At 61.4% G+C, this 21,596-nt stretch carries 25 protein-coding genes; 11 read left to right on the top strand and 14 right to left on the bottom strand.

The annotated features are described in order from the left end of the window. Positions 1-2: 2 nt before the first annotated feature. A complete protein-coding gene (locus tag HB680_RS27970; protein ID WP_213941567.1) occupies positions 3-794 on the bottom strand; it encodes a DUF2135 domain-containing protein in 792 nt (263 codons plus the stop codon). Positions 795-1,313: 519 nt separating this feature from the next. Between HB680_RS27970 and HB680_RS27965 the strand changes: the two genes are divergently transcribed. From HB680_RS27965 to HB680_RS27950, 4 genes are all read left to right on the top strand, one after another. After that, a complete protein-coding gene (locus tag HB680_RS27965) occupies positions 1,314-1,556 on the top strand; it encodes an exodeoxyribonuclease VII small subunit (protein WP_007894317.1) in 243 nt (80 codons plus the stop codon). Next, positions 1,553-2,440 carry a (2E,6E)-farnesyl diphosphate synthase gene (ispA, locus tag HB680_RS27960; RefSeq protein WP_213941566.1) on the top strand — a complete coding sequence of 296 codons (888 nt, stop codon included), beginning with the start codon at positions 1,553-1,555 and terminating at the stop codon, positions 2,438-2,440. The genes HB680_RS27965 and ispA overlap by 4 nt, the downstream gene beginning before the upstream one ends. Positions 2,441-2,531: 91 nt before the next feature. Beyond that, entirely contained in the window at positions 2,532-4,430 is a 1,899-nt protein-coding gene (gene dxs / locus HB680_RS27955; RefSeq protein WP_213941565.1) for a 1-deoxy-D-xylulose-5-phosphate synthase, read from the top strand. Between the two features lie 157 nt (positions 4,431-4,587). Further along, complete coding sequence (locus HB680_RS27950; protein ID WP_213941564.1) at positions 4,588-6,471, top strand: TonB-dependent receptor; 1,884 nt, start codon at positions 4,588-4,590, stop codon at positions 6,469-6,471. A 109-nt stretch (positions 6,472-6,580) separates the two neighbouring features. Here the strand turns inward: HB680_RS27950 and HB680_RS27945 are convergent, their stop codons facing one another. The 12 genes from HB680_RS27945 to nrdR form a co-directional block, all read right to left on the bottom strand. Next, complete coding sequence (locus tag HB680_RS27945; protein WP_213941563.1) at positions 6,581-7,381, bottom strand: cobalamin-binding protein; 801 nt, start codon at positions 7,379-7,381, stop codon at positions 6,581-6,583. Then, a complete protein-coding gene (locus tag HB680_RS27940; protein WP_213941562.1) occupies positions 7,381-7,800 on the bottom strand; it encodes an MFS transporter in 420 nt (139 codons plus the stop codon). Before HB680_RS27940 ends, HB680_RS27945 begins: the two co-directional genes overlap by 1 nt. After that, complete coding sequence (gene ribA / locus HB680_RS27935; RefSeq protein ID WP_054052350.1) at positions 7,797-8,414, bottom strand: GTP cyclohydrolase II; 618 nt, start codon at positions 8,412-8,414, stop codon at positions 7,797-7,799. The genes HB680_RS27940 and ribA overlap by 4 nt, the downstream gene beginning before the upstream one ends. Before the next feature lie 359 nt (positions 8,415-8,773). Further along, entirely contained in the window at positions 8,774-9,508 is a 735-nt protein-coding gene (locus tag HB680_RS27930; RefSeq protein WP_213941561.1) for a transporter substrate-binding domain-containing protein, read from the bottom strand. A gap of 22 nt (positions 9,509-9,530) precedes the next feature. After that, a complete protein-coding gene (locus HB680_RS27925; protein ID WP_213941560.1) occupies positions 9,531-10,034 on the bottom strand; it encodes a phosphatidylglycerophosphatase A in 504 nt (167 codons plus the stop codon). Then, a complete protein-coding gene (gene thiL / locus HB680_RS27920) occupies positions 10,031-10,996 on the bottom strand; it encodes a thiamine-phosphate kinase (protein ID WP_213941559.1) in 966 nt (321 codons plus the stop codon). Before thiL ends, HB680_RS27925 begins: the two co-directional genes overlap by 4 nt. Before the next feature lie 18 nt (positions 10,997-11,014). Then, complete coding sequence (gene nusB, locus HB680_RS27915) at positions 11,015-11,515, bottom strand: transcription antitermination factor NusB (protein ID WP_123509921.1); 501 nt, start codon at positions 11,513-11,515, stop codon at positions 11,015-11,017. Further along, the gene (ribE, locus tag HB680_RS27910) at positions 11,512-11,988 is read right to left on the bottom strand and encodes a 6,7-dimethyl-8-ribityllumazine synthase (protein WP_003185938.1); all 477 of its coding nucleotides are present in this window, start codon (positions 11,986-11,988) and stop codon (positions 11,512-11,514) included. The genes nusB and ribE overlap by 4 nt, the downstream gene beginning before the upstream one ends. Before the next feature lie 91 nt (positions 11,989-12,079). Further along, positions 12,080-13,171 (bottom strand): bifunctional 3,4-dihydroxy-2-butanone-4-phosphate synthase/GTP cyclohydrolase II, encoded by a 1,092-nt coding sequence (gene ribBA / locus HB680_RS27905; protein WP_054052341.1) that lies wholly within the window; start codon positions 13,169-13,171, stop codon positions 12,080-12,082. Positions 13,172-13,187: 16 nt separating this feature from the next. Beyond that, positions 13,188-13,865: a riboflavin synthase gene (locus tag HB680_RS27900; protein WP_213941558.1), complete on the bottom strand. Its 678-nt coding sequence runs from the start codon at positions 13,863-13,865 to the stop codon at positions 13,188-13,190. Positions 13,866-13,911: 46 nt separating this feature from the next. After that, complete coding sequence (ribD, locus tag HB680_RS27895; protein ID WP_213941557.1) at positions 13,912-15,045, bottom strand: bifunctional diaminohydroxyphosphoribosylaminopyrimidine deaminase/5-amino-6-(5-phosphoribosylamino)uracil reductase RibD; 1,134 nt, start codon at positions 15,043-15,045, stop codon at positions 13,912-13,914. Continuing rightward, the gene (gene nrdR / locus HB680_RS27890; protein WP_003228656.1) at positions 15,042-15,506 is read right to left on the bottom strand and encodes a transcriptional regulator NrdR; all 465 of its coding nucleotides are present in this window, start codon (positions 15,504-15,506) and stop codon (positions 15,042-15,044) included. Before nrdR ends, ribD begins: the two co-directional genes overlap by 4 nt. A gap of 117 nt (positions 15,507-15,623) precedes the next feature. On the opposite strand from nrdR, the gene HB680_RS27885 reads away from it, so the two are divergent. The 3 genes from HB680_RS27885 to trxA all read left to right on the top strand — a co-directional run bounded on the left by HB680_RS27885 (position 15,624) and on the right by trxA (position 17,751). Then, on the top strand, positions 15,624-16,088 hold the full coding sequence (locus HB680_RS27885) for a hypothetical protein (protein WP_213941556.1): 465 nt from the start codon (positions 15,624-15,626) through the stop codon (positions 16,086-16,088). Further along, positions 16,085-16,741: a 50S ribosomal protein L11 methyltransferase gene (locus tag HB680_RS27880; protein ID WP_213941555.1), complete on the top strand. Its 657-nt coding sequence runs from the start codon at positions 16,085-16,087 to the stop codon at positions 16,739-16,741. The genes HB680_RS27885 and HB680_RS27880 overlap by 4 nt, the downstream gene beginning before the upstream one ends. A 137-nt stretch (positions 16,742-16,878) precedes the next feature. Beyond that, positions 16,879-17,751 (top strand): thioredoxin, encoded by an 873-nt coding sequence (gene trxA / locus HB680_RS27875; RefSeq protein ID WP_213941554.1) that lies wholly within the window; start codon positions 16,879-16,881, stop codon positions 17,749-17,751. 120 nt (positions 17,752-17,871) lie between these two features. On the opposite strand, the gene HB680_RS27870 is transcribed toward trxA, so the two are convergent. After that, on the bottom strand, positions 17,872-18,222 hold the full coding sequence (locus HB680_RS27870) for a hypothetical protein (RefSeq protein WP_213941553.1): 351 nt from the start codon (positions 18,220-18,222) through the stop codon (positions 17,872-17,874). A 135-nt stretch (positions 18,223-18,357) separates the two neighbouring features. Here HB680_RS27870 and HB680_RS27865 point away from each other — a divergent pair, with 135 nt between their 5' ends. The 4 genes from HB680_RS27865 to HB680_RS27850 all read left to right on the top strand — a co-directional run bounded on the left by HB680_RS27865 (position 18,358) and on the right by HB680_RS27850 (position 21,586). Further along, on the top strand, positions 18,358-18,945 hold the full coding sequence (locus HB680_RS27865; protein WP_213941552.1) for a DUF2796 domain-containing protein: 588 nt from the start codon (positions 18,358-18,360) through the stop codon (positions 18,943-18,945). A gap of 139 nt (positions 18,946-19,084) precedes the next feature. Continuing rightward, entirely contained in the window at positions 19,085-19,795 is a 711-nt protein-coding gene (locus HB680_RS27860) for an ABC transporter ATP-binding protein (protein WP_123404426.1), read from the top strand. Between the two features lies 1 nt (position 19,796). Beyond that, entirely contained in the window at positions 19,797-21,062 is a 1,266-nt protein-coding gene (locus HB680_RS27855) for an ABC transporter permease (RefSeq protein ID WP_213941551.1), read from the top strand. Between the two features lie 11 nt (positions 21,063-21,073). Further along, a complete protein-coding gene (locus tag HB680_RS27850) occupies positions 21,074-21,586 on the top strand; it encodes a DUF3299 domain-containing protein (RefSeq protein ID WP_213941550.1) in 513 nt (170 codons plus the stop codon). Positions 21,587-21,596: the final 10 nt, after the last annotated feature.

Below are 21,596 nucleotides of genomic sequence, written 5' to 3'. Positions count from 1 at the left end.
GCTTAATAGTTGAAAGTCTTGACCAGCAACAGGTCACCGATGGCCCGTAGGGGCACGATGAAGGTCTCGCGTTTTTCGTCGACAGTGTTTTCGTTGAGCACCAGGTTGATTTGCGAGGTGATGACCTCGTTCTGGTTGCTGGTCTCATCGAAGTTATAGCCTTCGCTGCCGAAGTTGCCCCAATAGTTCACGTAAACCAGATAGGTGCCATGCATCGGCGCAGTCATGGTGAACATTTCCGGGCCGGGACCATCGACGCCGTCCGGGTCCAGACCGCCGCCGTTGGTCAACGCCGTATGGGCGAAAAACGCGTGCTGGCCGTCCGGAGTGATGATGTGCAAATCGAGCTCGGCTTTCGGATCGTCCCAACCCAGCACGACGCGAATCCGCGCCGGGGTGCGCAGGCTGTTGGCTTCATAGAATTGAATGCGCTTGAGGGATTTGCCCTCGGCACTGCGCACTTCGACGCTGTTGGAACCGGCGCCAAATGCATACGGCCGGGCGAAACGCCCTTCGTCGTCGGTGTACAAGTTCAGTGGATTGCCGTTGACCGCCAACGTGTGCGGCCCGCGCTGGGTACCGATAGCCTTGAGCTGGCCTTCGATCATCGTGCGATTGCGCTGCACGCCCCGGTCGATGGGCGGTGTGGGATAGGCGACTTGAGGGTTTTCACTGCGATCGAGCAAGCCGTTATAGCGCCAGCCGCCCACCGGCTCTGACAGCTCGGCCGTCGGCTCGGCCCAGGCAGCGGTGGCCCAGACCAGCATCGTCAGCAATGAAAGAAAACAACGCATGTGACGCCTCCTGCCATGCACAACGAAACCTTGCGCCCGATCCTCGGCGCGTTACAGATGCAAAAACTGCGTTTCGTCAGAAAGACCCGTGACTATTGGGTCGTAGAAGGCGCGAAGGTTAGCCATTCGGCAGTTTTTTAACAATCAGATACATGTTTATTTGTGGTGGAAATCACGGTGATTGTTGGGCGTGAGCCGAATAGAGCGGTTATTCGGCTCACGAAATGAGCCGAATAGGCCACTGAGCTGATTTGCACTCCAACCTGTAGCAGCTGGCGTAGCCTGCGTTCGACTGCGCAGCAGTCGTGAAATCGGAACGCACGGTACATCAGGTGTACCGTACAAACAGGGTTGACGACCGCTGCGCTGCCGAACGCAGGCTTCGCCAGTTGCTACAAAGGTGCGTCGAAGCTGAAACAGGTGCTGCCGCAACAGAGGCAAAAACCCCCGCCTCATTTGCCCATAACCCCCATGTCTGCTAGTGTCGCGCCGGTTTAACGTCAACCGGAAATAGCCGCCATGGCCCGCAAAAAAGCTGCACTGGATTTCGAACAATCCCTCGCTGACCTGCAAACGCTGGTGGAGCGACTGGAGAACGGCGAGTTGTCGCTGGAAGATTCGCTGACGGCTTTCGAGCAAGGCATCGGTCTGACCCGCGATTGCCAGGCAGCGCTGGCTCAGGCTGAGCAAAAGGTTCAAGTGCTGCTCGAGCGTGATGGCGAGCTGGCCGAGGAACCCTTCGACGCGGATCAGCCAGAATGATCGCAGCGTATTCGGCGACCAGCCAGGCCCGGGTCAACGCTGCACTGGACACCCTGTTCACCCCGCCGAGCCCCGAACTCGCTCGCCTCTATGACGCCATGCGCTACAGCGTGATGAATGGCGGCAAGCGTGTGCGCCCGCTGCTGGCCTACGCCGCGTGCGAAGCGTTGGGTGGCAAGGCTGAGCAGGCCAACGGCGCGGCGTGTGCCGTGGAGTTGATCCACGCCTACTCCCTGGTGCACGACGATTTGCCGGCCATGGACGACGACGATCTGCGTCGCGGCCAGCCGACCACCCACAAGAAATTCGATGAAGCCTGCGCGATCCTCGCGGGTGACGGCTTGCAGAGCCTGGCCTTCAGCGCCCTGCTCGACCCGCGCCTGAGCACCTCGGACGCCGACATTCGCCTGCAAATGGTCAGTGCCCTGGCGTTGGCCGCAGGCCCGGCGGGCATGGTCGGCGGCCAAGCCATCGACCTCGGCTCGGTTGGCTTGAAGCTGGATCAAAAAGCCCTCGAATACATGCATCGGCACAAGACCGGCGCGTTGATCGAGGTCAGCGTCAAACTCGGCGCCCTGGCCAGTGGTCGCGCCGAGAAAGATGAGCTGAAGTCCTTGCAGACCTATGCCCAGGCCATCGGCCTGGCGTTCCAGGTCCAGGACGACATTCTCGACGTCGAAAGCGATACCGAAACCCTCGGCAAACGCCAGGGCGCCGATATTGCTCGGGACAAGCCGACCTACCCGGCCCTGCTCGGCCTCGATGCGGCCAAGGCCTACGCCCTGGAACTGCGCGATCAGGCTCTGCATGCGCTGCGACCGTTTGACGCGGCCGCCGAGCCATTGCGTGATCTGGCCCGCTATATCGTCGAACGGCGTAGCTGACAGCGTATCCGCCAAAAAAGAGCAACGCGTGGGCAGGGGCCGATGCATCAGGTAAACTGCCGCCTCTTCTATACCTATAACGATTCGCCTGATGCCCACGACGTTTCATGAGATTCCCCGCAAGCGCCCGACCACGCCCCTGCTCGACCGTGCCAACACGCCGGACGGCCTGCGCCGGTTAGGCGAAGCCGAGCTGGAAACCCTGGCCGATGAATTGCGCCTGGAATTGCTCTACACGGTCGGTCAGACCGGCGGGCATTTCGGTGCCGGCCTGGGCGTCATCGAGCTGACCATCGCGTTGCATTACGTCTTCGACACCCCGGACGACCGGCTGGTGTGGGACGTGGGTCATCAGGCCTATCCGCACAAAATCCTCACCGGCCGTCGCGAGCGCATGGGCACCCTGCGCCAGAAGGACGGCGTCGCAGCCTTCCCGCGTCGTTCCGAGAGCGAGTACGACACCTTTGGCGTCGGTCACTCCAGCACTTCGATCAGCGCGGCGCTGGGCATGGCGATTGCCGCCCGCCTGCAAAACAGTGATCGCAAGGCGATCGCGGTGATCGGCGACGGCGCATTGACTGCCGGCATGGCTTTCGAAGCGCTGAACCACGCGCCAGAAGTGAACGCCAACATGTTGGTGATCCTCAACGACAACGACATGTCGATCTCGCGCAACGTCGGTGGTTTGTCGAATTACCTGGCGAAGATCCTGTCCAGCCGCACTTACGCGAGCATGCGCGAAGGCAGCAAAAAGGTTCTGTCGCGCCTGCCCGGCGCCTGGGAAATCGCCCGGCGTACCGAAGAATACGCCAAGGGCATGCTGGTCCCGGGCACGTTGTTCGAAGAGCTGGGCTGGAACTACATCGGCCCGATCGATGGCCACGACCTGCCAACCCTGATCGCCACCCTGCGCAACATGCGCGATCTGAAAGGCCCGCAATTCCTGCATGTGGTCACCAAAAAAGGCAAAGGCTTCGCCCCGGCGGAAGTCGACCCGATCGGTTACCACGCCATCACCAAACTCGAACCGGTGGATGCGCCGGCCGCTGCGCCGAAGAAATCCGGCGGGCCGAAGTATTCCGGTGTGTTCGGTGAATGGCTGTGCGACATGGCGGCTGCCGATCCGCGCCTGGTCGGGATCACCCCGGCGATGAAGGAAGGCTCGGACCTGGTAGCGTTCAGCGAGCGTTTCCCGCTGCGCTACTTTGACGTGGCGATTGCCGAGCAGCACGCTGTCACCTTCGCGGCGGGCATGGCCTGTGAAGGCGCGAAACCGGTGGTGGCGATCTATTCGACATTCCTGCAACGCGGCTACGACCAACTGATCCATGACGTCGCGGTGCAAAACCTCGACGTGCTGTTCGCCATCGACCGCGCCGGCCTGGTGGGCGAAGACGGCCCGACCCACGCCGGCAGTTTCGACCTGTCGTTCCTGCGTTGCATCCCCGGCATGCTGGTGATGACCCCGAGCGACGAAAACGAACTGCGCAAAATGCTCACCACCGGCCACCTGTACAACGGCCCGGCGGCGGTGCGTTACCCGCGCGGCAACGGCCCGAACGCGACCATCGAGAAAGACCTGCAACCGATCGAAATCGGCAAAGGCGTAATTCGCCGCCAGGGCAACAAAGTAGCCCTGCTGGTGTTCGGCGTGCAACTGGCCGAGGCGCTGAAAGTCGCCGAAACGCTGGATGCGACCGTGGTCGATATGCGCTTTGTCAAACCGCTCGATGAAGAGCTGGTTCGTGAAATCGCTGGCAACCATGAGCTGCTGGTGACCATCGAAGAGAACGCGATCATGGGCGGCGCCGGTGGCGCGGTCAGCGAGTTCCTCGCTCGCGAAAACATCCTCAAGTCGATGCTGCACCTGGGCTTGCCGGACAGTTATGTCGAACACGCGAAGCCTGCGCAAATGCTGGCCGAATGTGGTTTGGATGAAGCAGGGATCGAAGCGTCGGTGCGTGAGCGTCTGCAACTGCTGAATATCTAAACGCAAAACCCTGTGGGAGCGGGCTTGCTCGCGAAAGCGGACTGTCAGTCGACTGAGATGTTGACTGACCCACCGCTTTCGCGAGCAAGCCCGCTCCCACATTGGTTTTGTGCTCCCTTCAAATGTTTGTTCGCCTCAGATTGCCGATGGACTGCCCATGAATCTCCCCCGCCTCGCCCTGACCCTGAGCTTGCTGCCAGCCAGTCAACTCTTGGCCGACACCTTCGAACGCGACCAAGCCCTCAAGCTCCCCGACGTACTCATCAGCGCCAACCGCCAGGTCGAAGCGCGCAACGACAGCAGCGCCGCCAACACCGTGTTCACCCGCGAAGACATCGACCGCCTGCAACCGAGCAGCGTCACCGACCTGTTGCGTCGTGTACCGGGTGTGCAAGTCGGGCAAACCGGTGGGCGTGGCAGTTTGCCGGGGATTTACATTCGCGGCACCAAGTCGGCCCAGAGCCTGGTGCTGGTGGACGGTCAGCGCATCGGCAGCACCACGTCCGGCGACAGCAACCTGCAACACATCAACATCGAACAGGTCGAGCGCGTGGAAGTGTTGCGCGGCTCCCGGTCGGTGATTTATGGCAGCGATGCGATTGGCGGGGTGATCCAGATTTTCACCCGTCGCGGCGGCGAACAAGGCCTGCAACCGCGCCTGCATATAGGGTTTGGCAGCAACCAGACGTGGGAGCGCAGCCTCGGATTGTCCGGTGGTGATGAGAAAACCCGTTTCAATCTCGGCGCCAGCCTGGATGAAACCGCCGGGAACAATCGCACCCACGAGTCGTATCCCAGCGACGGCGATCACGATGAGTACCGCAACAAATCGATGAGTTTGAGCCTGAGTCATGCCCTCACCGATGATATCGAAATCGGCGCGAACATGCTGGATAGCCATGGTAAAAGCGAGTTCGACAATCCGTTCGGCCGCTTCGACATGGACACCTTCGAATCGGTCCAGCAGCAGCCCTACAGTGATTTCGATGTCAGCAGCGTCAGCAGTTACATCGACGCGCGCATCAACGACGCGTGGAAAACCCGCGTCGAATTCGGCCACAGCGAAAACCGCGAGAAGACCCTCGACAAGCTCAGCGACGAGCGCAGTGTGTTCAACACCTACCGCGATTCGGTGAATTGGCAGAACGACCTGACACTCAACGAGCGCAACAGCCTGATCGTCGGCGGCGACTGGTACGAAGACCGGATCAACAGCAGCACAGCGTTCGACGAAGACAGTCGCTGGAACCGCGCGGTTTTCATTCAGCATCGCTACCAGGCAGACAGTTTCTCCACGGAACTGGGCCTGCGCCGCGACCAGAACCAACAATTCGGCGGCCAGAACAGTTGGAGCGGCACCTTCACCTTGCCGCTGAACCCGGACAACGACGTGCTGCTGACCTACAGCGAAGGCTTCCGCGCGCCAACCTTCAACGATCTGTATTACCCGGATTTCAGCAATCCGGACCTCAAGCCTGAAACCTCGAAAAGCTACGAGCTGCAATGGCGCAGCCAGTTGACCGACAGCAGCCGATTGGAAGCGTCGCTGTACCGCACCGATCTGGAAGACGCGATTATCGTCGGCAGCAACGACCGCCCGCAAAACGTCGCCTCGGCCCGTATCAACGGTTTCGAAGCGGCGCTGAAACAGGAAGTGTTCGGCTGGCAGAGCAACCTCGGCGTGGCAATCATCGACCCGCGAGATCGCGACAGCGGCCACACCTTGGCCCGGCGGGCGCGACGCACCTTGAGCCTGGATCTGGATCGGCAGTTTGATCGGCTGGGGCTGGGGGCCAGTTGGCAAGCGGTCAGCAGCAGCTATGACGATGAGAAGAATCTGCAGCCGCTGGGCGGCTACGCCTTGCTCGGATTGCGCAGCAGTTGGGCGTTGAATCGGGAAGTGAAGCTGGAGCTGAAGGTCGATAACCTGCTGGACAAGGGCTACAGTCGGGCGCTGTACAGTTTTGACGGCAGTCAGTATGGGTATCGCGAGGAAGGTCGGGCGTGGATGTTTGGGGTGACGTGGACGCCTGAACTCTGATCCAGAATTATCGGTGTTTGAGCAGGCCTCTTCGCGAGCAAGCCCGCTCCCACAGGGGATTTGTGTCGTTCACAGATCCAGTGTGGGAGCGAGCTTGCTCGCGAAGGTCTCAACGGTTTGGTGCAATCAACTGACACAACCTGGCCGTCGCCTCAATCATCTGCCCACTCGGCCGCTCCAGCCCTTTATCCGTCACCAACAACAATTGCCCGCGAGCCACTGCCGTCACCTGCGGCCAGGCTTTCCACGCCTCCAACTGCGCCTGATCACTGGCCAGAATCACCTCGGGATTGCGCTGCAGCACGGCCTCGACGCTAACCTGCGGCGCCGGCAGCGTCAGGTCGGCAAACACATTGCGCGCGCCGCACACTTCAAGCGCATCGCTGATGATCTGCCCGCCGCCCACGGTGTACAGCGGCCGATCCCAGACTTGATAGAACACCTGCAATGACGTGTCCCGGCGATAGCGCTGGCGCAGGTCATCCAGTTTTTGGCGCAAGTCAGCCGCCAGCGTTACGCCCCGATCCGGTCGGCCGAGCTGCGTGGCAATTGCTTCAATCTGCGCCGTGAGTTGTTTGAGGTTGTGGGGGTCAGCGACATAGGTGGGAATGTTCAGGCGCTTGAGTTGTTCACGCTGGGCGGGGCCAACGCTGCCGGGCCAGAGCAACAGCAGATCGGGTTTGAGGCTGAGCAAGCGTTCCATGTCCAACTGACCATAGCGGCCAACGGAAGGAAGATCCTTGAGTTCAGCAGGACGCTCACCAGCATCCAGTACCCCGACCAGTAAGTCGGCGGAACCCAGCTCTACAACGATTTCGGTAAGCGACGGCGCGAGACTGACAACGCGCTCGACCGCATACACCGAGCCGCTGACGGCCAGCAGCAAAACCGCCAGCCAATGACGCAGCATCAGCCGAGTTGACGCGGGATACGGTAGAGGTAGAACAGCACCGCGGTCGACAGCGCCAGCAATACCAGCGGCACGGCTTCGAGGCCGACGAACACCGCCAATGCACCGATCCACGCCGGCAGGCCGGCCGCGAGAAACGCCGCGCGGCGCTTGGCGGCAAGGGCAATCCAGGCGGCGGGTTCTTCAGGGGTGTCGAGGGCTTTCTGGGTGGCGATCAGTGCATGTTTGTAGCCGCTGAAAAACTTCAGGCTGACGAACATCGAGGCCACACCGGCGATAAACAGTGGCATCGCCAGCACCGGCAGGATCGCCTCGCTCTGGCCGAACACGCCGTTGATCACGAACAGCGGCACCAGGGCCAGCGCCAGGTATTGCCACCAGTTGACGGACAGTCGCCGCCGCACCTGACCGCGGGTCACGCCCGGTCGGCCTCGCCCTGGTGCTCGTTGCCCATCATGTGGTCGAGCTTGCTGGCCTTGGTCGCCAGGTAGAGTTTGTTGTGCGGGTTGTGGCCGGTGTGCAGCGGCACGCGCTCGGCGACCACGATGCCCATGTCGGTCAAGGCTTTGACCTTGCGTGGATTGTTGGTCATCAGGCGCAGGGATTTCACACCCAGGTGCTGAAGCATCGGCAGGCACATGGCGTAGTCACGCTGGTCGGCGGCAAAGCCCAGACGCTCGTTGGCTTCAACGGTGTCGGCGCCGCCGTCCTGCAATTCGTAGGCGCGGATTTTGTTCAGCAGGCCAATTCCACGACCTTCCTGACGCAAGTACAGCAACACGCCACGACCTTCACGGGCGATAGCCTGCAACGCGGCTTCAAGTTGCGAACCGCAGTCGCAACGCTGGCTGAACAAGGCATCGCCGGTCAGGCATTCGGAGTGCAACCGGCCGAGAACCGGGGCACCGTCAGCAAAATCACCCAGGCTCAGTACGACGTGCTCGCGCCCGTTCTCTTCATCGAGAAAGCCGTGCATGGTGAATTGTGCAAAAGGCGTTGGCAGCTTCGAAGCGGCGACAAAAACGACAGGCACCGGTGTGCTCCTGATCAATAAGTACTGGAGATTCGCAGAGGCGGCATTGTAACAGCAGCTTTCTTCAGACGCTTAGGCTGAATTATGGAGCATAACGATCAAAAAGTTTGATCAGAGCCTTCTAAGCCCTGTAGCAGCTGCCGAGGTACGAGGCTGCGTTCGGCTGCCGAGGTACGAGGCTGCGTTCGGCTGCGAAGCAGTCGTCAAACCTGAGCACGCGGTCTTCCTGAATCACCGCAGTGTCTGATTCCACGACTGCTGCGCAGCCGAACGCAGCCTCGTACCTCGGCAGCTGCTACAACCGCTTTCGCGAGCAGGCTCGCTCCCACAGGGTTCAGCATCAACCCATAGATCGGTGTTCAGTTCGCATCAAACGGATAAGGCTGTTTCCACTTCGCAAAGATCGGTTTCAACTGCCCGTTTTTCACCAGCACCCCCATGCGCTGGTCAAACAACGCCATCAGCGCGCGGGCCTTGGGGGTGTCGGCGAAGCACAGGTACAGCGGCAATTCGGCGATGTGCGTGCGGCGAAACTGCGATGGATCCTTGGCCCGGGCGACCACGAAATTGATCTCGGTCAGCGCGTCGATGTAATAGTCAGCGCGGTTGTGGGTCAGCATCGACAGGATGCCAGTACGCCGTACCACCTCGTTATAGCGCTGCACGTTGGGCAGGTAATCCTGATACTTGTAGCCACGCACCCAGGCCAATCGATAGTTGCCGAGGGTTTCCGGGGTCGGTGGCGGGTTGCTCGCCAGGCCCAGGGCATAGATGTGATCGGTGTCGAAGTTCCAGTGCGGATAGAGCACGTCGCTGGTGTCGTTGAGATAGGCGCCCACGCAGGCGTCCACTTCGCCACGCTGGGCCAGGCCGACGGCGCGAGTGTAGGGTTCGGTGCGGATATCCAGTTTGACCCCGGCCGGCTCGAAGACCGCGCGCAACACGTCCCAACCCAGGCCATGACCGTCAGCGGCGGTGTAGTCTTCCCAGTCTTCGCTGGCCAGATGAATCACGGACGGCGTCGTCGCAGCATCCCCCGCCTGAGCGAGCGAGCAAAACAGCGCGAAAATCACCATCAACCCGCGTCGAGCCATCCCGAGTCCCCTGCTTCGCCACTCAGGCGAAAAACCGCACCAGGCCCTGCATCGCCAGCCAGGCGAAGACCCCGGCCAAGACGTCGTCGAGCATAATCCCGACACCGCCATGCACGTGCCGGTCGATCCAGCGAATCGGCCACGGTTTGAGAATGTCGAAAAACCGGAACATCAGAAACCCCGCCAACAACCAGTACCAGCCTTCCGGCACCAGCCACAGGGTGATCCACATCCCGACCATCTCATCCCAGACGATGCCTTCGTGATCGTGCACCCGTAAATCGTCGGCCACTTTGCCGCACAGCCAGAAGCCGAACAGCATGGTGATGCCGAGCATCAGCCAGTAACCCCAGTCGGGCAACATCTGCCATAACGGGATAAAGGGTAGCGCAACTAACGAGCCCCACGTGCCCGGCGCCTTTGGCAAGGTGCCGGAACCGAAGCCGAACGCGAGGAAATGCCACGGATTACGCCAGACAGAAGGCGGTACGAATTCCGCCGGGGTCTGTTTGGGATGATCGGTCACGGTGTCTCCCGAAAATGTTGATAGCCCCGGGTTTGCGGGGTGATGTCCTGGCCATTGGCATCCAGCAGCACAACGCCCTGCCCCGTCACGACGCGACCGATCACGTGGACCGGCCAGCCGTCCACCAGCAGCCGAGGCAATTCGACGGGTGGCAGGGTGAAGGCCAGCACATAATCATCGCCACCGCTCAGTGCGGCGTCTTCAGCGCCCGACTGACCGAGAAAAGCCACCAAGGCTTGCGACACGGGCAGCTTGCTCCGCTCAACCTGAATGCCGACCTTGGACGCGAGCGCGATGTGCCCGCAATCGGCGAGCAGGCCATCGGAGATATCCAGCGCCGAGGTGGCCCTGCCGCGCAACGCCTGACCGAGGGCCAGTTGCGGTTGCGGCGACCAGTAATGGCGCAGCAGCGGATCGGCGATGGCTTTATCAGCGGTGCGCTGACCGAGCACCAGCGGCAAGGCGCCAGCGGCATTGCCCAGTTCCCCGCCAACACACAGCAAGTCCCCCGGCTGCGCGCCGCTGCGAGTCAACGCCTGACCGCTCGGCACCCGCCCAAACACGGTCATGGTCAGGCTCAGCGGCCCACGGGTGGTGTCGCCGCCCACCAGCGCCACGCCACAGCCTTGCGCCATCACATTCAAACCACGGGCGAAAGCATCCAGCCAATCGGCGGTCACCGTCGGCAAAGTCAGAGCAAGGGTAAAGGCAACGGGGGTGGCGCCCATGGCGGCCAGGTCACTGACCGCTACAGCCAGCGAGCGCTGACCGAGCAAAAACGGGTCGCAGGGATCTGCGAAATGCACACCGGCGACCAAGGTGTCGGTGGAAATCGCCAACTGCTCCCCGAAAGGAACAGCCAGCAAGGCGCAGTCATCGCCGATCCCAAGGGCAACGCCCTCGCCGCCCTGCGCACAAGGCGCGGCGGCGAAGAAATTGCGGATCAGCTCAAACTCGCCCATGGCAACTACAAGCGCTTATTAGCGCTTGAACGCCTTCACTTCAGCTTCACGTAGACGCGGGGCCAGCTTGTCGAGTACACCGTTGACGAACTTGTGGCCGTCGGTGGAACCGAAGACTTTCGCCAGCTCGATACCTTCGTTGATCACAACGCGGTACGGCACGTCGACGCGCTTGAGCAGTTCCCAGGTGGACAGGCGCAGAACCGCCAGTTCAACCGGGTCGAGCTCTTCGATGGTGATGTCCAGGCACGGCGACAGTGCAGCGTCGATCTCGGGCTTGTGAGCCGGAACGCCGTGCAGGATGTCGTGGAAGTAGGCAGCATCGACATCGCTGAAATCGTTATCGACCCGAAACTGCGCTTCGATCTCGTTCAGCGATTGCTTGGCCATGTGCCATTGGTACAGCGCTTGAGTCGCGAGCTGACGGGCTTCGCGACGCTTGACGCTTTTCGATGGCTTGCCGGCATCCGCAGGTTTTGGATCGCGCGGGTTGAACTGATCGCTGTCGTCGCTAATCACTTGGCCTCCAACTGCGCCAGCAGGCTGACCATTTCCAGAGCGGACAGGGCAGCTTCAGCACCTTTGTTGCCGGCCTTGGTGCCGGAACGTTCGATGGCTTGCTCGATGGAATCAACGGTCAGGACGCCGAACGCGACCGGTACGCCGAACTCCATGGACACCTGGGCCAGGCCCTTGGTGCATTCGCCCGCCACGTATTCGAAGTGCGGAGTACCGCCACGAATGACCGCGCCCAGGGCGATGATTGCCGCGTATTCGCCCTTCTGAGCGACTTTCTGCGCAACCAGCGGGATTTCGAAGGCGCCAGGCGCACGGATGATGGTGATGTCGCTTTCGCTCACGCCATGGCGAACCAGGGCATCAACTGCACCGCTGACCAGGCTTTCAACGACGAAGCTGTTGAAACGGCCTACTACCAAAGCGTAGCGGCCTTTAGGGGCGATGAAGGTACCTTCGATGGTCTTCAGGGTCATTCGTTAGATCTCTTAAAGAGCCGGGACGCGTTTTCTACGCGCCCCTCAGTGATGTGTTAACCGCGAATCAAGGCCCGGAAACAACCGGTCATTATTCGGAGGGCACGTATTCTACAACTTCCAGATCGAAACCGGATATCGCATTAAATTTCATTGGCGCACTCATCAGGCGCATTTTGCGTACGCCCAGGTCCCGGAGGATCTGCGAACCGGCACCGACGATGCTGTAGGTGGTCGGTTTTTTCGCCGGGATGTGCTCCGCGGTTTCACGGATATGTGCCAGCAGCACATCGCCATCGAGCGGGTGCCCGAGCAACAACACCACGCCGCTGCCGGCCTCGGCAACCGCGGCCATGGCGGCGCGCAGGCTCCAGCGGCCCGGTTGCTTGACCATCAGCAAGTCGCGCAGCGGGTCCATGTTATGCACCCGGACCAGGGTCGGTTCTTCGGCGCACACGGTGCCCAGAGTCAGGGCCATGTGCACGTCGCCTTCCACGGAATCACGATAGGTCACCAGGTTGAATTGGCCCAATTCGCTGTCCAGCGGCTGCTCGGCAATCCGCTGAACGGTACGTTCGTGGATCATCCGGTAGTGAATCAGGTCGGCAATGGTGCCGATCTTGATGTTGTGTTCGGCGGCGAAGGTTTCCAGTTCGGCGCGGCGGGACATGGTGCCGTCGTCGTTCATTACTTCGCAGATCACACCGCTCGGCTCGAAACCGGCCATGCGCGCCAGGTCGCAAGCAGCTTCGGTGTGGCCGGCGCGCGCAAGGGTGCCGCCGGGTTGGGCCATCAGCGGGAAGATGTGGCCGGGGCTGACGATGTCTTCAGCCTTGGCATCCTTGGCGGCAGCGGCCTGTACGGTGCGGGCGCGGTCGGCAGCGGAAATACCGGTGGTCACGCCGGTGGTGGCTTCGATCGACACGGTGAACTTGGTGCCGAAACCGGAACCATTGCGCGGTGCCATCAGCGGCAGCTTCAACAGTTCGCAGCGCTCACGGCTCATCGGCATGCAAATCAGGCCACGGGCGTGCTTGGCCATGAAGTTGATGTGTTCAGGCTGGCAGCACTCGGCGGCCATGATCAGGTCGCCTTCGTTCTCGCGGTCTTCGTCATCCATGAGGATGACCATCTTGCCTTGGCGGATGTCTTCAACCAGTTCTTCGATGCTATTGAGCGCCACAAGGCACCCCCTTGAGTCAGGATTTGAGGTAGCCGTTTTGGGCCAGAAAGCTTTCGGTGATGTTTCCGGACGGCTTTTGTGAAGAGTCAGACTCTGCGGCCTTATCGCCCAGCAACAGGCGCTCCAGATAACGTGCCAGCAAGTCCACTTCCAGATTCACCCGGCGACCTGGCTGGTACGACGCCATGATGGTTTCGCTCAGGGTGTGGGGAATGATCGTCAGCAAGAACTCGGCGCCATCGACTGCGTTCACGGTCAGGCTGGTGCCATCGACGGTGATCGAGCCTTTATGGGCGATGTACTTGGCAAGGTCTTTCGGCGCGCGAATACGGAATTCCACCGCGCGGGCGTTCTCGGTGCGGGCAACCACTTCGCCCACGCCATCGACGTGACCGCTGACCAGATGCCCGCCCAGACGTGTGGTCGGGGTCAGGGCTTTTTCCAGGTTGACCGGGCTGCCGCTTTTCAGGTCGTTCATGGCGGTGCAGTCGAGGGTTTCACGGCTGACGTCCGCCGCAAAACCGTTGCCTGGCAGCTCGACGGCGGTCAGGCACACGCCGTTGACCGCGATGCTGTCGCCCAGTTTGACGTCGCTCAGGTCGAGCTTGCCGGTTTCTACGTAGACCCGCACATCTCCGCCTTTTGGGGTCAATGCACGAATACTGCCGATGGATTCGATGATGCCGGTAAACATGGAGTCCTCCTCGAGAACAAAGCCGTCGCTAGGCTGCGGCCGGGAATTATACGCTCGCCGCTGGCGAAGGAATGGCGATGACTCGCCAGTCATCGCCAACCGCGCGGATTTCGGTGATTTTCAGCTCGGGCGCGTCTTTCATCTGCGCCAGCGGCCAGTCCAGCAATGGCCGGGCCGAGGAGCCGAGGAACTTGCCGGCGATAAAGATCTGGAATTCGTCCACCAGACCTTGCTGGGCGAAAGCCCCGGCCAGACGCGGCCCCGCTTCGACCAACACTTCGTTGACCCCACGGCTGGCCAGTTCGACCAGCAACTTGCGCAGGTCCACCAGACCCTCGTCGCCAGCCACGATCAGGCATTCCGGGCCGTTGGCGTACTGTTCTTCAATCGCCATACATGTGGCGACCAGCACCGGGCCGGCCTTGAAGAACGGCGCATCCAGCGGCACGCGCAGGCGACCGTCGATCAGCACCCGCAGCGGCGGACGGCTCATGGCCAGGGCGGTTTGCTCGGCGTCCAGACCCAGTTCAGCGGCACGCACGGTCAAACGCGCGTTGTCCGCCAGCACCGTATCGGCGCCGGTCAGCACCACGCTGGCCTGGGCACGCAGGCGTTGTACCGCCGAACGGGCCGCCGGGCCGGTGATCCATTGGCTTTCGCCGCTTTCCATCGCCGTGCGACCGTCGAGGCTCATGGCCAACTTGACCCGCACGAACGGCAAGCCGTGTTCCATGCGTTTCAGGAAACCTTCGTTGAGCTTGCGCGCTTCGCCTTCCAGCACGCCGCTTTCGATGGCGATGCCGGCCTGGGCCAGACGCTGCATGCCGCGACCGGCAACCGACGGATTCGGGTCCTGCATCGCCGCGACGACTCGGGCGAGGCCGGCATTTACCAGCGCATCGGCGCAGGGCGGTGTGCGGCCGTGGTGGCTGCACGGTTCGAGGGTCACGTAAGCCGTGGCACCCCGGGCCTTGTCGCCAGCGTCGCGCAAGGCGTGGACTTCGGCGTGGGGTTCGCCGGTGCGCACGTGCCAGCCTTCACCGACAATCTGCCCGTCCTTCACGATCACACAGCCAACGCGCGGGTTGGGGTGGGTCGTGTAATGACCTTTGCGCGCCAGTTCCAGGGCACGGGCCATGTAATGGGCGTCGAGGATGGCAAGTTCTGCGGAGGTGGTCATTCTTTCACCGGCTCACGGGCCAGGCGATCGATCTCTTCGCGGAACTCGTTCAAGTCCTGGAAGCGCCGATACACGGAGGCGAAACGAATGTAGGCGACTTCGTCGAGCTTTTGCAGCTCGGCCATCACCAGTTCACCGACCACGAGGGATTTGACCTCACGCTCGCCGGTGGCGCGCAGTTTGTGTTTGATGTGCACCAGCGACGATTCGAGGCGCTCGACACTCACCGGACGCTTCTCCAGCGCCCGCTGCATGCCGGCTCGCAGTTTTTCTTCGTCGAACGGCTGGCGGCTGCCGTCGGTTTTGATCAGGCGCGGCAACACCAGTTCGGCGGTCTCGAACGTCGTGAAACGCTCGCCGCAGGCCAGGCATTCACGCCGACGGCGCACCTGTTCGCCCTCGGCGACCAGACGCGAGTCGATGACCTTGGTGTCGTTGGCACCGCAGAAGGGACAGTGCATGGTGGCAGGCAACAAAAAAAGGGAGGGCCATGGTAGCGCATCCCCGTGGCAAGACAAGCCATAGGGTTTGCGGTATACAGACGAGCTATTATGGATGTCACCTTGCTGGAGCCAAAAATGTCCTTTCGACCGCTCGTCCTGCTCAGTGTTTTAAGCCTGCTGGTGGCCTGCGGCAGCGATGCGCCCAAGCCCCAGCCGCCGACCCCGGGCCCGGCGCCACAAGCGGCGCAGAAGAAAGCCAAGGAATCCGCTGACCTCGGCCCGCTGCCGGCGTATCAGCGTGAACTGAGCGGCACCCTGCAAGGCGTGCCCGCCGGTGCCGAAGTGGAACTGGCGTTGCTGGTGATCGACGATAAATCCCGCCCGCAACAATTGCTGGCCAGTTCCAGTCTGATCGGCACCAATCAGATTCTGCCGTTTCACCTGCGTTTCAATCCGGAATCCTTCCCGGTCGGCGCTCGGGTTGAATTGCGCGGCCGCGCCAGCCAGTCCGGCCAGTTGATTTTGCACCTGCCGTCGCAAACCATTACCCAACCGACGACCCAGGCTTTGGGTCAGCTGCAATTCGTCAAAGCCCCATGATTGAACCGCTCGACTTGCAACAGGCGTTGGGTGAACTGCTGGGTGACGCACAACTTGTCGCCTGCGCGTTACCGGGCACTGACCTGAAACTCTGGCTGATCGACGGCGACAACATGGACCGCGCCTTCAGCCCGGAAGAAACCCGTCGGATTCTGCATGAGCCGCCGTACTGGAGTTTTTGCTGGGCCAGTGGCCTGGCGGTGGCGCGGTATCTCGCGGAGTTTCCTGAGTGGGTCAAAGGCAAGCGAGTGCTGGATTTCGGCGCGGGTTCCGGGGTGGCGGGGATTGCGGCGGTCAAGGCCGGGGCGCTGGAAGTGGTGGCCTGTGACCTGGACCCGTTGGCAATTGCCGCGTGTCGGGCGAATGCTCAGCTTAATGACGTAGAACTCAATTATTCGACGGATTTCTTCGCCGAGGCGGATCGGTTTGATCTGATTCTCGTCGCCGATGTGCTGTATGACCGGGCGAATCTGCCGCTGCTCGATGAGTTTTTGAGCCGTGGCCGGGAAGCGTTGGTCGCGGATTCTCGCGTGAGGGATTTTCGTCATCCGTTGTACCGGCGCATTGAAATGCTCGAGGCCATGACCCTGCCCGATCTGGCCGAGCCTGAAGAGTTTCGGCATGTGAGCCTTTACCATGCACGGCGCCCATGAAGCCGCCAAAAGATCGCAGCCTTCGGCAGCTCCTACATTGACCGTGTGTGAACCCGATCCTGTAGGAGCTGCCGAAGGCTGCGATCTTTTGCGCCAGCCCTTATAGTGAGCGTATTCACGCTTCCAAGAGATCCCCCATGAGTCAGGAAACGCCGTACATCTTCGACGCCACGACTGCCGATTTCGACCAGTCGGTGATCGAGAACTCTTTTCACAAACCGGTGCTGGTGGATTTCTGGGCCGAATGGTGTGCGCCGTGCAAGGCGCTGATGCCGATGCTGCAAACCATCGCCGAGAGCTATCAGGGCGAGTTGCTGCTGGCCAAGGTCAATTGCGACGTCGAGCCGGACATCGTTTCGCGCTTCGGTATCCGCAGCCTGCCGACCGTGGTGCTGTTCAAGGACGGTCAACCGGTAGACGGTTTTGCCGGTGCACAACCGGAATCCGCCGTCCGCGCGATGCTGGAACCCCATGTACAGATGCCGCCGCCGGCCGCTGCCGATCCGTTCGAACAGGCTCAGGCGTTGTTCGACGACAACCGTTTTGCCGACGCCGAAGCCATCCTCAAAGTGCTGCTGGGCGAAGACAACACCAACGCCAAAGCGCTGATCCTGTATGCCCGTTGCCTCACCGAACGTGGCGAACTGGGCGAAGCACAAACCGTGCTCGACGCGGTCAAGACCGATGAGCACAAGGCTGCACTGGCCGGTGCCAAGGCGCAAATCCAGTTCCTCGGCCAGGCCAAGGATTTGCCGGATGCGGCGGATTTGAAAGCACGCCTGGCAAAAGATCCGCAGGACGATGAAGCGGTGTATCAACTGGCGATCCAGCAACTGGCCCGTCAGCAATACGAGCCGGCGCTGGATTCGCTGTTGAAGCTGTTTATCCGCAACCGCAGCTACAGCGAAGGCTTGCCGCACAAGACCTTGCTGCAGGTGTTCGAACTGCTGGGCAACGATCACCCGCTGGTGACCACCTACCGACGCAAGTTGTTTGCCGCGCTGTACTAACCGGATCCGGGCCATGTGAACCCGATTCCGTAGGAGCTGCGGCACGCTGTGATCTTTTGATCTTGTTTTTGCGGTGTTGAAACAACCGAAAGATCAAAAGATCGCAGCCTTCGGCAGCTCCTACGCTGGCTCGCGCCAGCTGTACAGCGGCGTATCCCCGCCGCTCACCACTTTCACATCCGCACAATGGCGCAAGCGCACCAACAAACGCTTGCCCGACGCCGCACTTCCCGTCAGCCCTTCCAGTTGTTCCAGCAAATCCGGACCGCTCAACTGCCCGGCCTTGCGCAGCAGGTCTTTGGCGATTTGCCACAGCGCATCATCCTGATTCAGCGGCTTGGCCGCCGGGGCGCTGGCCTCCTCGGTTTTGCTGACCTGCAACTGCGCGCCGAGCCGTGCCCAGTCGCCGTCGTCCATCTCCAGGGTCAAATCCACCGGCCAGTCGCCGATGCTTCCGCGTATTCGCAACATGAGTCTGCTCCCGCACATTTCTGACCTGCATGCTCCCATGGGTCTTGTGCAACGCCAAGCGGGCGGGCAAACTCTCCGCACTTTCGTTATAAGATTACATAACAAACCTTTCACTTTACTTTCCGGAGACCCGCCATGCGTCGTCTGCTGCTCGCTCTGCCGTTTGCCCTGTTGCCGTTGGCCGTTGCCCATGCCGCCACTGAACCTGAACACGGCAGCCTCGGCGCCCATGAACATGGCGTCGGCCGTTTGAACGCAGCGCTGGACGGCCAGACCCTGGAACTGGAGCTGGAAAGCCCGGCGATGAACCTGGTGGGCTTCGAACACGCCGCCACCACCGACGCCGACAAAGCCAAAGTCGCCGCCGCCCGGGCGAAACTGGAAAACCCGCTGGTGCTGTTCAACCTGCCGAAAGCCGCCGGTTGCAAGGTGGCGACGCAGGAACTCGAAAGCCCGTTGTTCGGCGACAAACCGGACGCCGACGATCATGACGATGACCACGACGAAGCGGACAAGGACGGTCACGAACATCACCACGACCACAGCGAAATCCACGCTCACTACCAATTCAGTTGCTCGGCACCCGGCGCGCTGAAAACCCTGGACCTGGCGACGATCTTCAACACCTTCCCGGCGACCCAGAAAATTCAGGTACAACTGATCAGCCCGAGCGGCCAGCAAGGTGTTGAAGTGACGGCCAAGGCTGCTGCCCTGAAATTCTGATCCCCCACAAATCCCCTGTAGGAGCTGACGAGTGAAACGAGGCTGCGATCTTTTGACCTTAAAGATCAAGATCAAAAGATCGCAGCCTCGTTTCACTCGTCAGCTCCTACAGGTCATCGACACTCGTGAAATCGGTTAAATGACCCAAGCACTCATCGAACTGTCCGACCTGGGCTTCAGTTGGCCCGGTCACCCGCCGCTGCTGGATATCCCGGCGTTTCGCCTGGAACCCGGTGAAACCCTGTTCCTCAAGGGCCCCAGCGGCAGTGGCAAGACCACCCTGCTCGGCCTGCTCGGCGGTGTGCAGAAGCCCGATCGCGGCAGCATCCGTTTGCTCGGCCAGGAACTGACCGAACTCGGCGCCGGTGCCCGGGACCGCTTTCGCGTCGATCACACCGGCTACATTTTCCAGCAGTTCAACTTGCTGCCGTTTCTCTCCGTGCGCGAAAACGTCGAATTGCCCTGCCACTTTTCCAAATTACGCGCCGAACGGGCGAAACAGCGCCACGGCAGCGTCGATCAAGCCGCCGCCACCCTGCTCGCGCATCTGGGTTTGAAGGATGAAAGCATCCTCAGCCGCCGCGCCGATTCGCTGTCCATCGGCCAGCAACAACGGGTCGCCGCCGCTCGGGCGTTGATCGGCCAACCGGAACTGGTGATTGCCGACGAACCGACCTCGGCCCTGGACTACGACGCTCGCGAAAACTTTATTCGCCTGCTGTTCGCCGAGTGCCGCGAAGCCGGATCGAGCCTGTTGTTCGTCAGCCATGACCAGAGCCTCGCGCCGCTGTTCGACCGCAACCTGTCGCTGGCCGAGCTCAATCGCGCCGCCACCCCGTTCGAGGTCTGAGATGTATTTGTTTCGTCTAGCCCTGGCCAGCCTGGCTAACCGCCGCTTCACTGCGATCCTTACCGCGTTCGCCATTGCCTTGTCGGTCTGCCTGCTGCTGGCCGTGGAACGCGTGCGCACCGAAGCCAAAGCCAGTTTCGCCAGCACCATCAGCGGCACCGACCTGATCGTCGGCGCCCGTTCCGGTTCAGTGAACCTGTTGCTGTACTCGGTGTTCCGCATCGGCAACGCCACCAACAACATCCGCTGGGACAGCTTCGAACACTTCGCCAACAACCCGAAAGTGAAGTGGGCAATCCCGATGTCTCTCGGCGATTCCCATCGCGGCTATCGGGTGATGGGCACCACCGAGGCCTACTTCGAGCATTACCAGTACGGTCATCAGCAACACCTGGAATTGGCCGATGGCCGCGCCTTCGCCACCGACCCGTTCGAAGTGGTGCTCGGCGCCGAAGTGGCGGACGCGCTGCACTACAAACTCGGGGACAAATTGGTGCTGGCTCACGGCGTGGCGGTCATCAGCCTGGTCAAGCACGACGATAAGCCGTTCACCGTGGTCGGTATTCTCAAACGCACCGGCACCCCGGTGGACCGCACGCTGCACATCAGCCTCGGCGGCATGGAAGCGATTCACATCGACTGGCACAACGGCGTGCCCGCCCAAGGCAAAGGCCGGATCAGTGCCGATCAGGCGCGCAACATGGACCTGACACCGCAAGCGATCACCGCGTTCATGCTTGGCCTCAACAGCAAGATTTCGACCTTCGCCGTGCAGCGTGAAATCAACGAATTCCGTGGCGAACCGATGCTGGCGATCCTGCCGGGCGTGGCGTTGCAGGAATTGTGGAGTTTGATGAGCACGGCGGAAAAAGCCCTGTTCGTGGTTTCGCTGTTCGTGGTGTTGACCGGGTTGATCGGCATGCTCACGGCGATTCTCACCAGCCTCAATGAACGGCGGCGCGAGATGGCGATCCTGCGTTCGGTGGGCGCGCGGCCGTGGCATATTGCGACACTGCTGGTGCTGGAAGCCTTTGCCCTGGCGCTGTCCGGGGTGATTGCCGGCGTGGGGTTGCTGTACGTGTGCATCGCCGCTGCCCAGGGTTACGTGCAGGCCAATTACGGTTTGTACCTGCCGCTGTCGTGGCCGAGCGAATATGAATGGACGCTGCTCGGTGGCATCCTGATCGCCGCGCTGCTGATGGGCAGCGTGCCGGCCTGGCGCGCGTATCGCCAATCACTGGCCGATGGCCTGTCGATCCGTTTATGAGGACGTTGAAGATGCCCCGCGCTCTGCTCGCGCTGTTGATGCTGGCCGCCCTGCCGTTGTGGGCGGCCGAGCCGAAGGATTTGACCTGGTCGGAAATGATCCCGCCGGACGCCCCGGCCGAAGTGCCGAACATGACGCCGCTGCACGATCTGTCGCAGATGAGCAGCACCCTTGAGTCGGCGCCCGCCGCCAAGCAAGACCTGCCGAATGCGCCGGTGGTGAAAAGCCTCGACGGCAAAAATATTCGCCTGCCGGGTTACATCGTGCCGCTGGAAGTGAGCGAAGAAGGTCGCACCACGGAGTTTTTGCTGGTGCCGTATTTCGGCGCCTGCATCCACGTGCCGCCACCGCCCTCGAACCAGATTGTGCATGTGAAAAGCGAAGTCGGTGTGAAGCTGGATGAATTGTATCAGCCGTATTGGATCGAGGGGGCGTTGCAGGTCAAGGCGTCGACCAGCGAGTTGGCGGATGCCGGGTATCAGATGGAGGCGGACAAGATTTATGTGTATGAATTGCCGGAGTGAATCCGGGAGT

The organism is Pseudomonas sp. dw_612 (assembly GCF_018449725.1).
Lineage (GTDB): Bacteria > Pseudomonadota > Gammaproteobacteria > Pseudomonadales > Pseudomonadaceae > Aquipseudomonas.
This window is presented reverse-complemented; position numbering and strand designations above follow the sequence as displayed.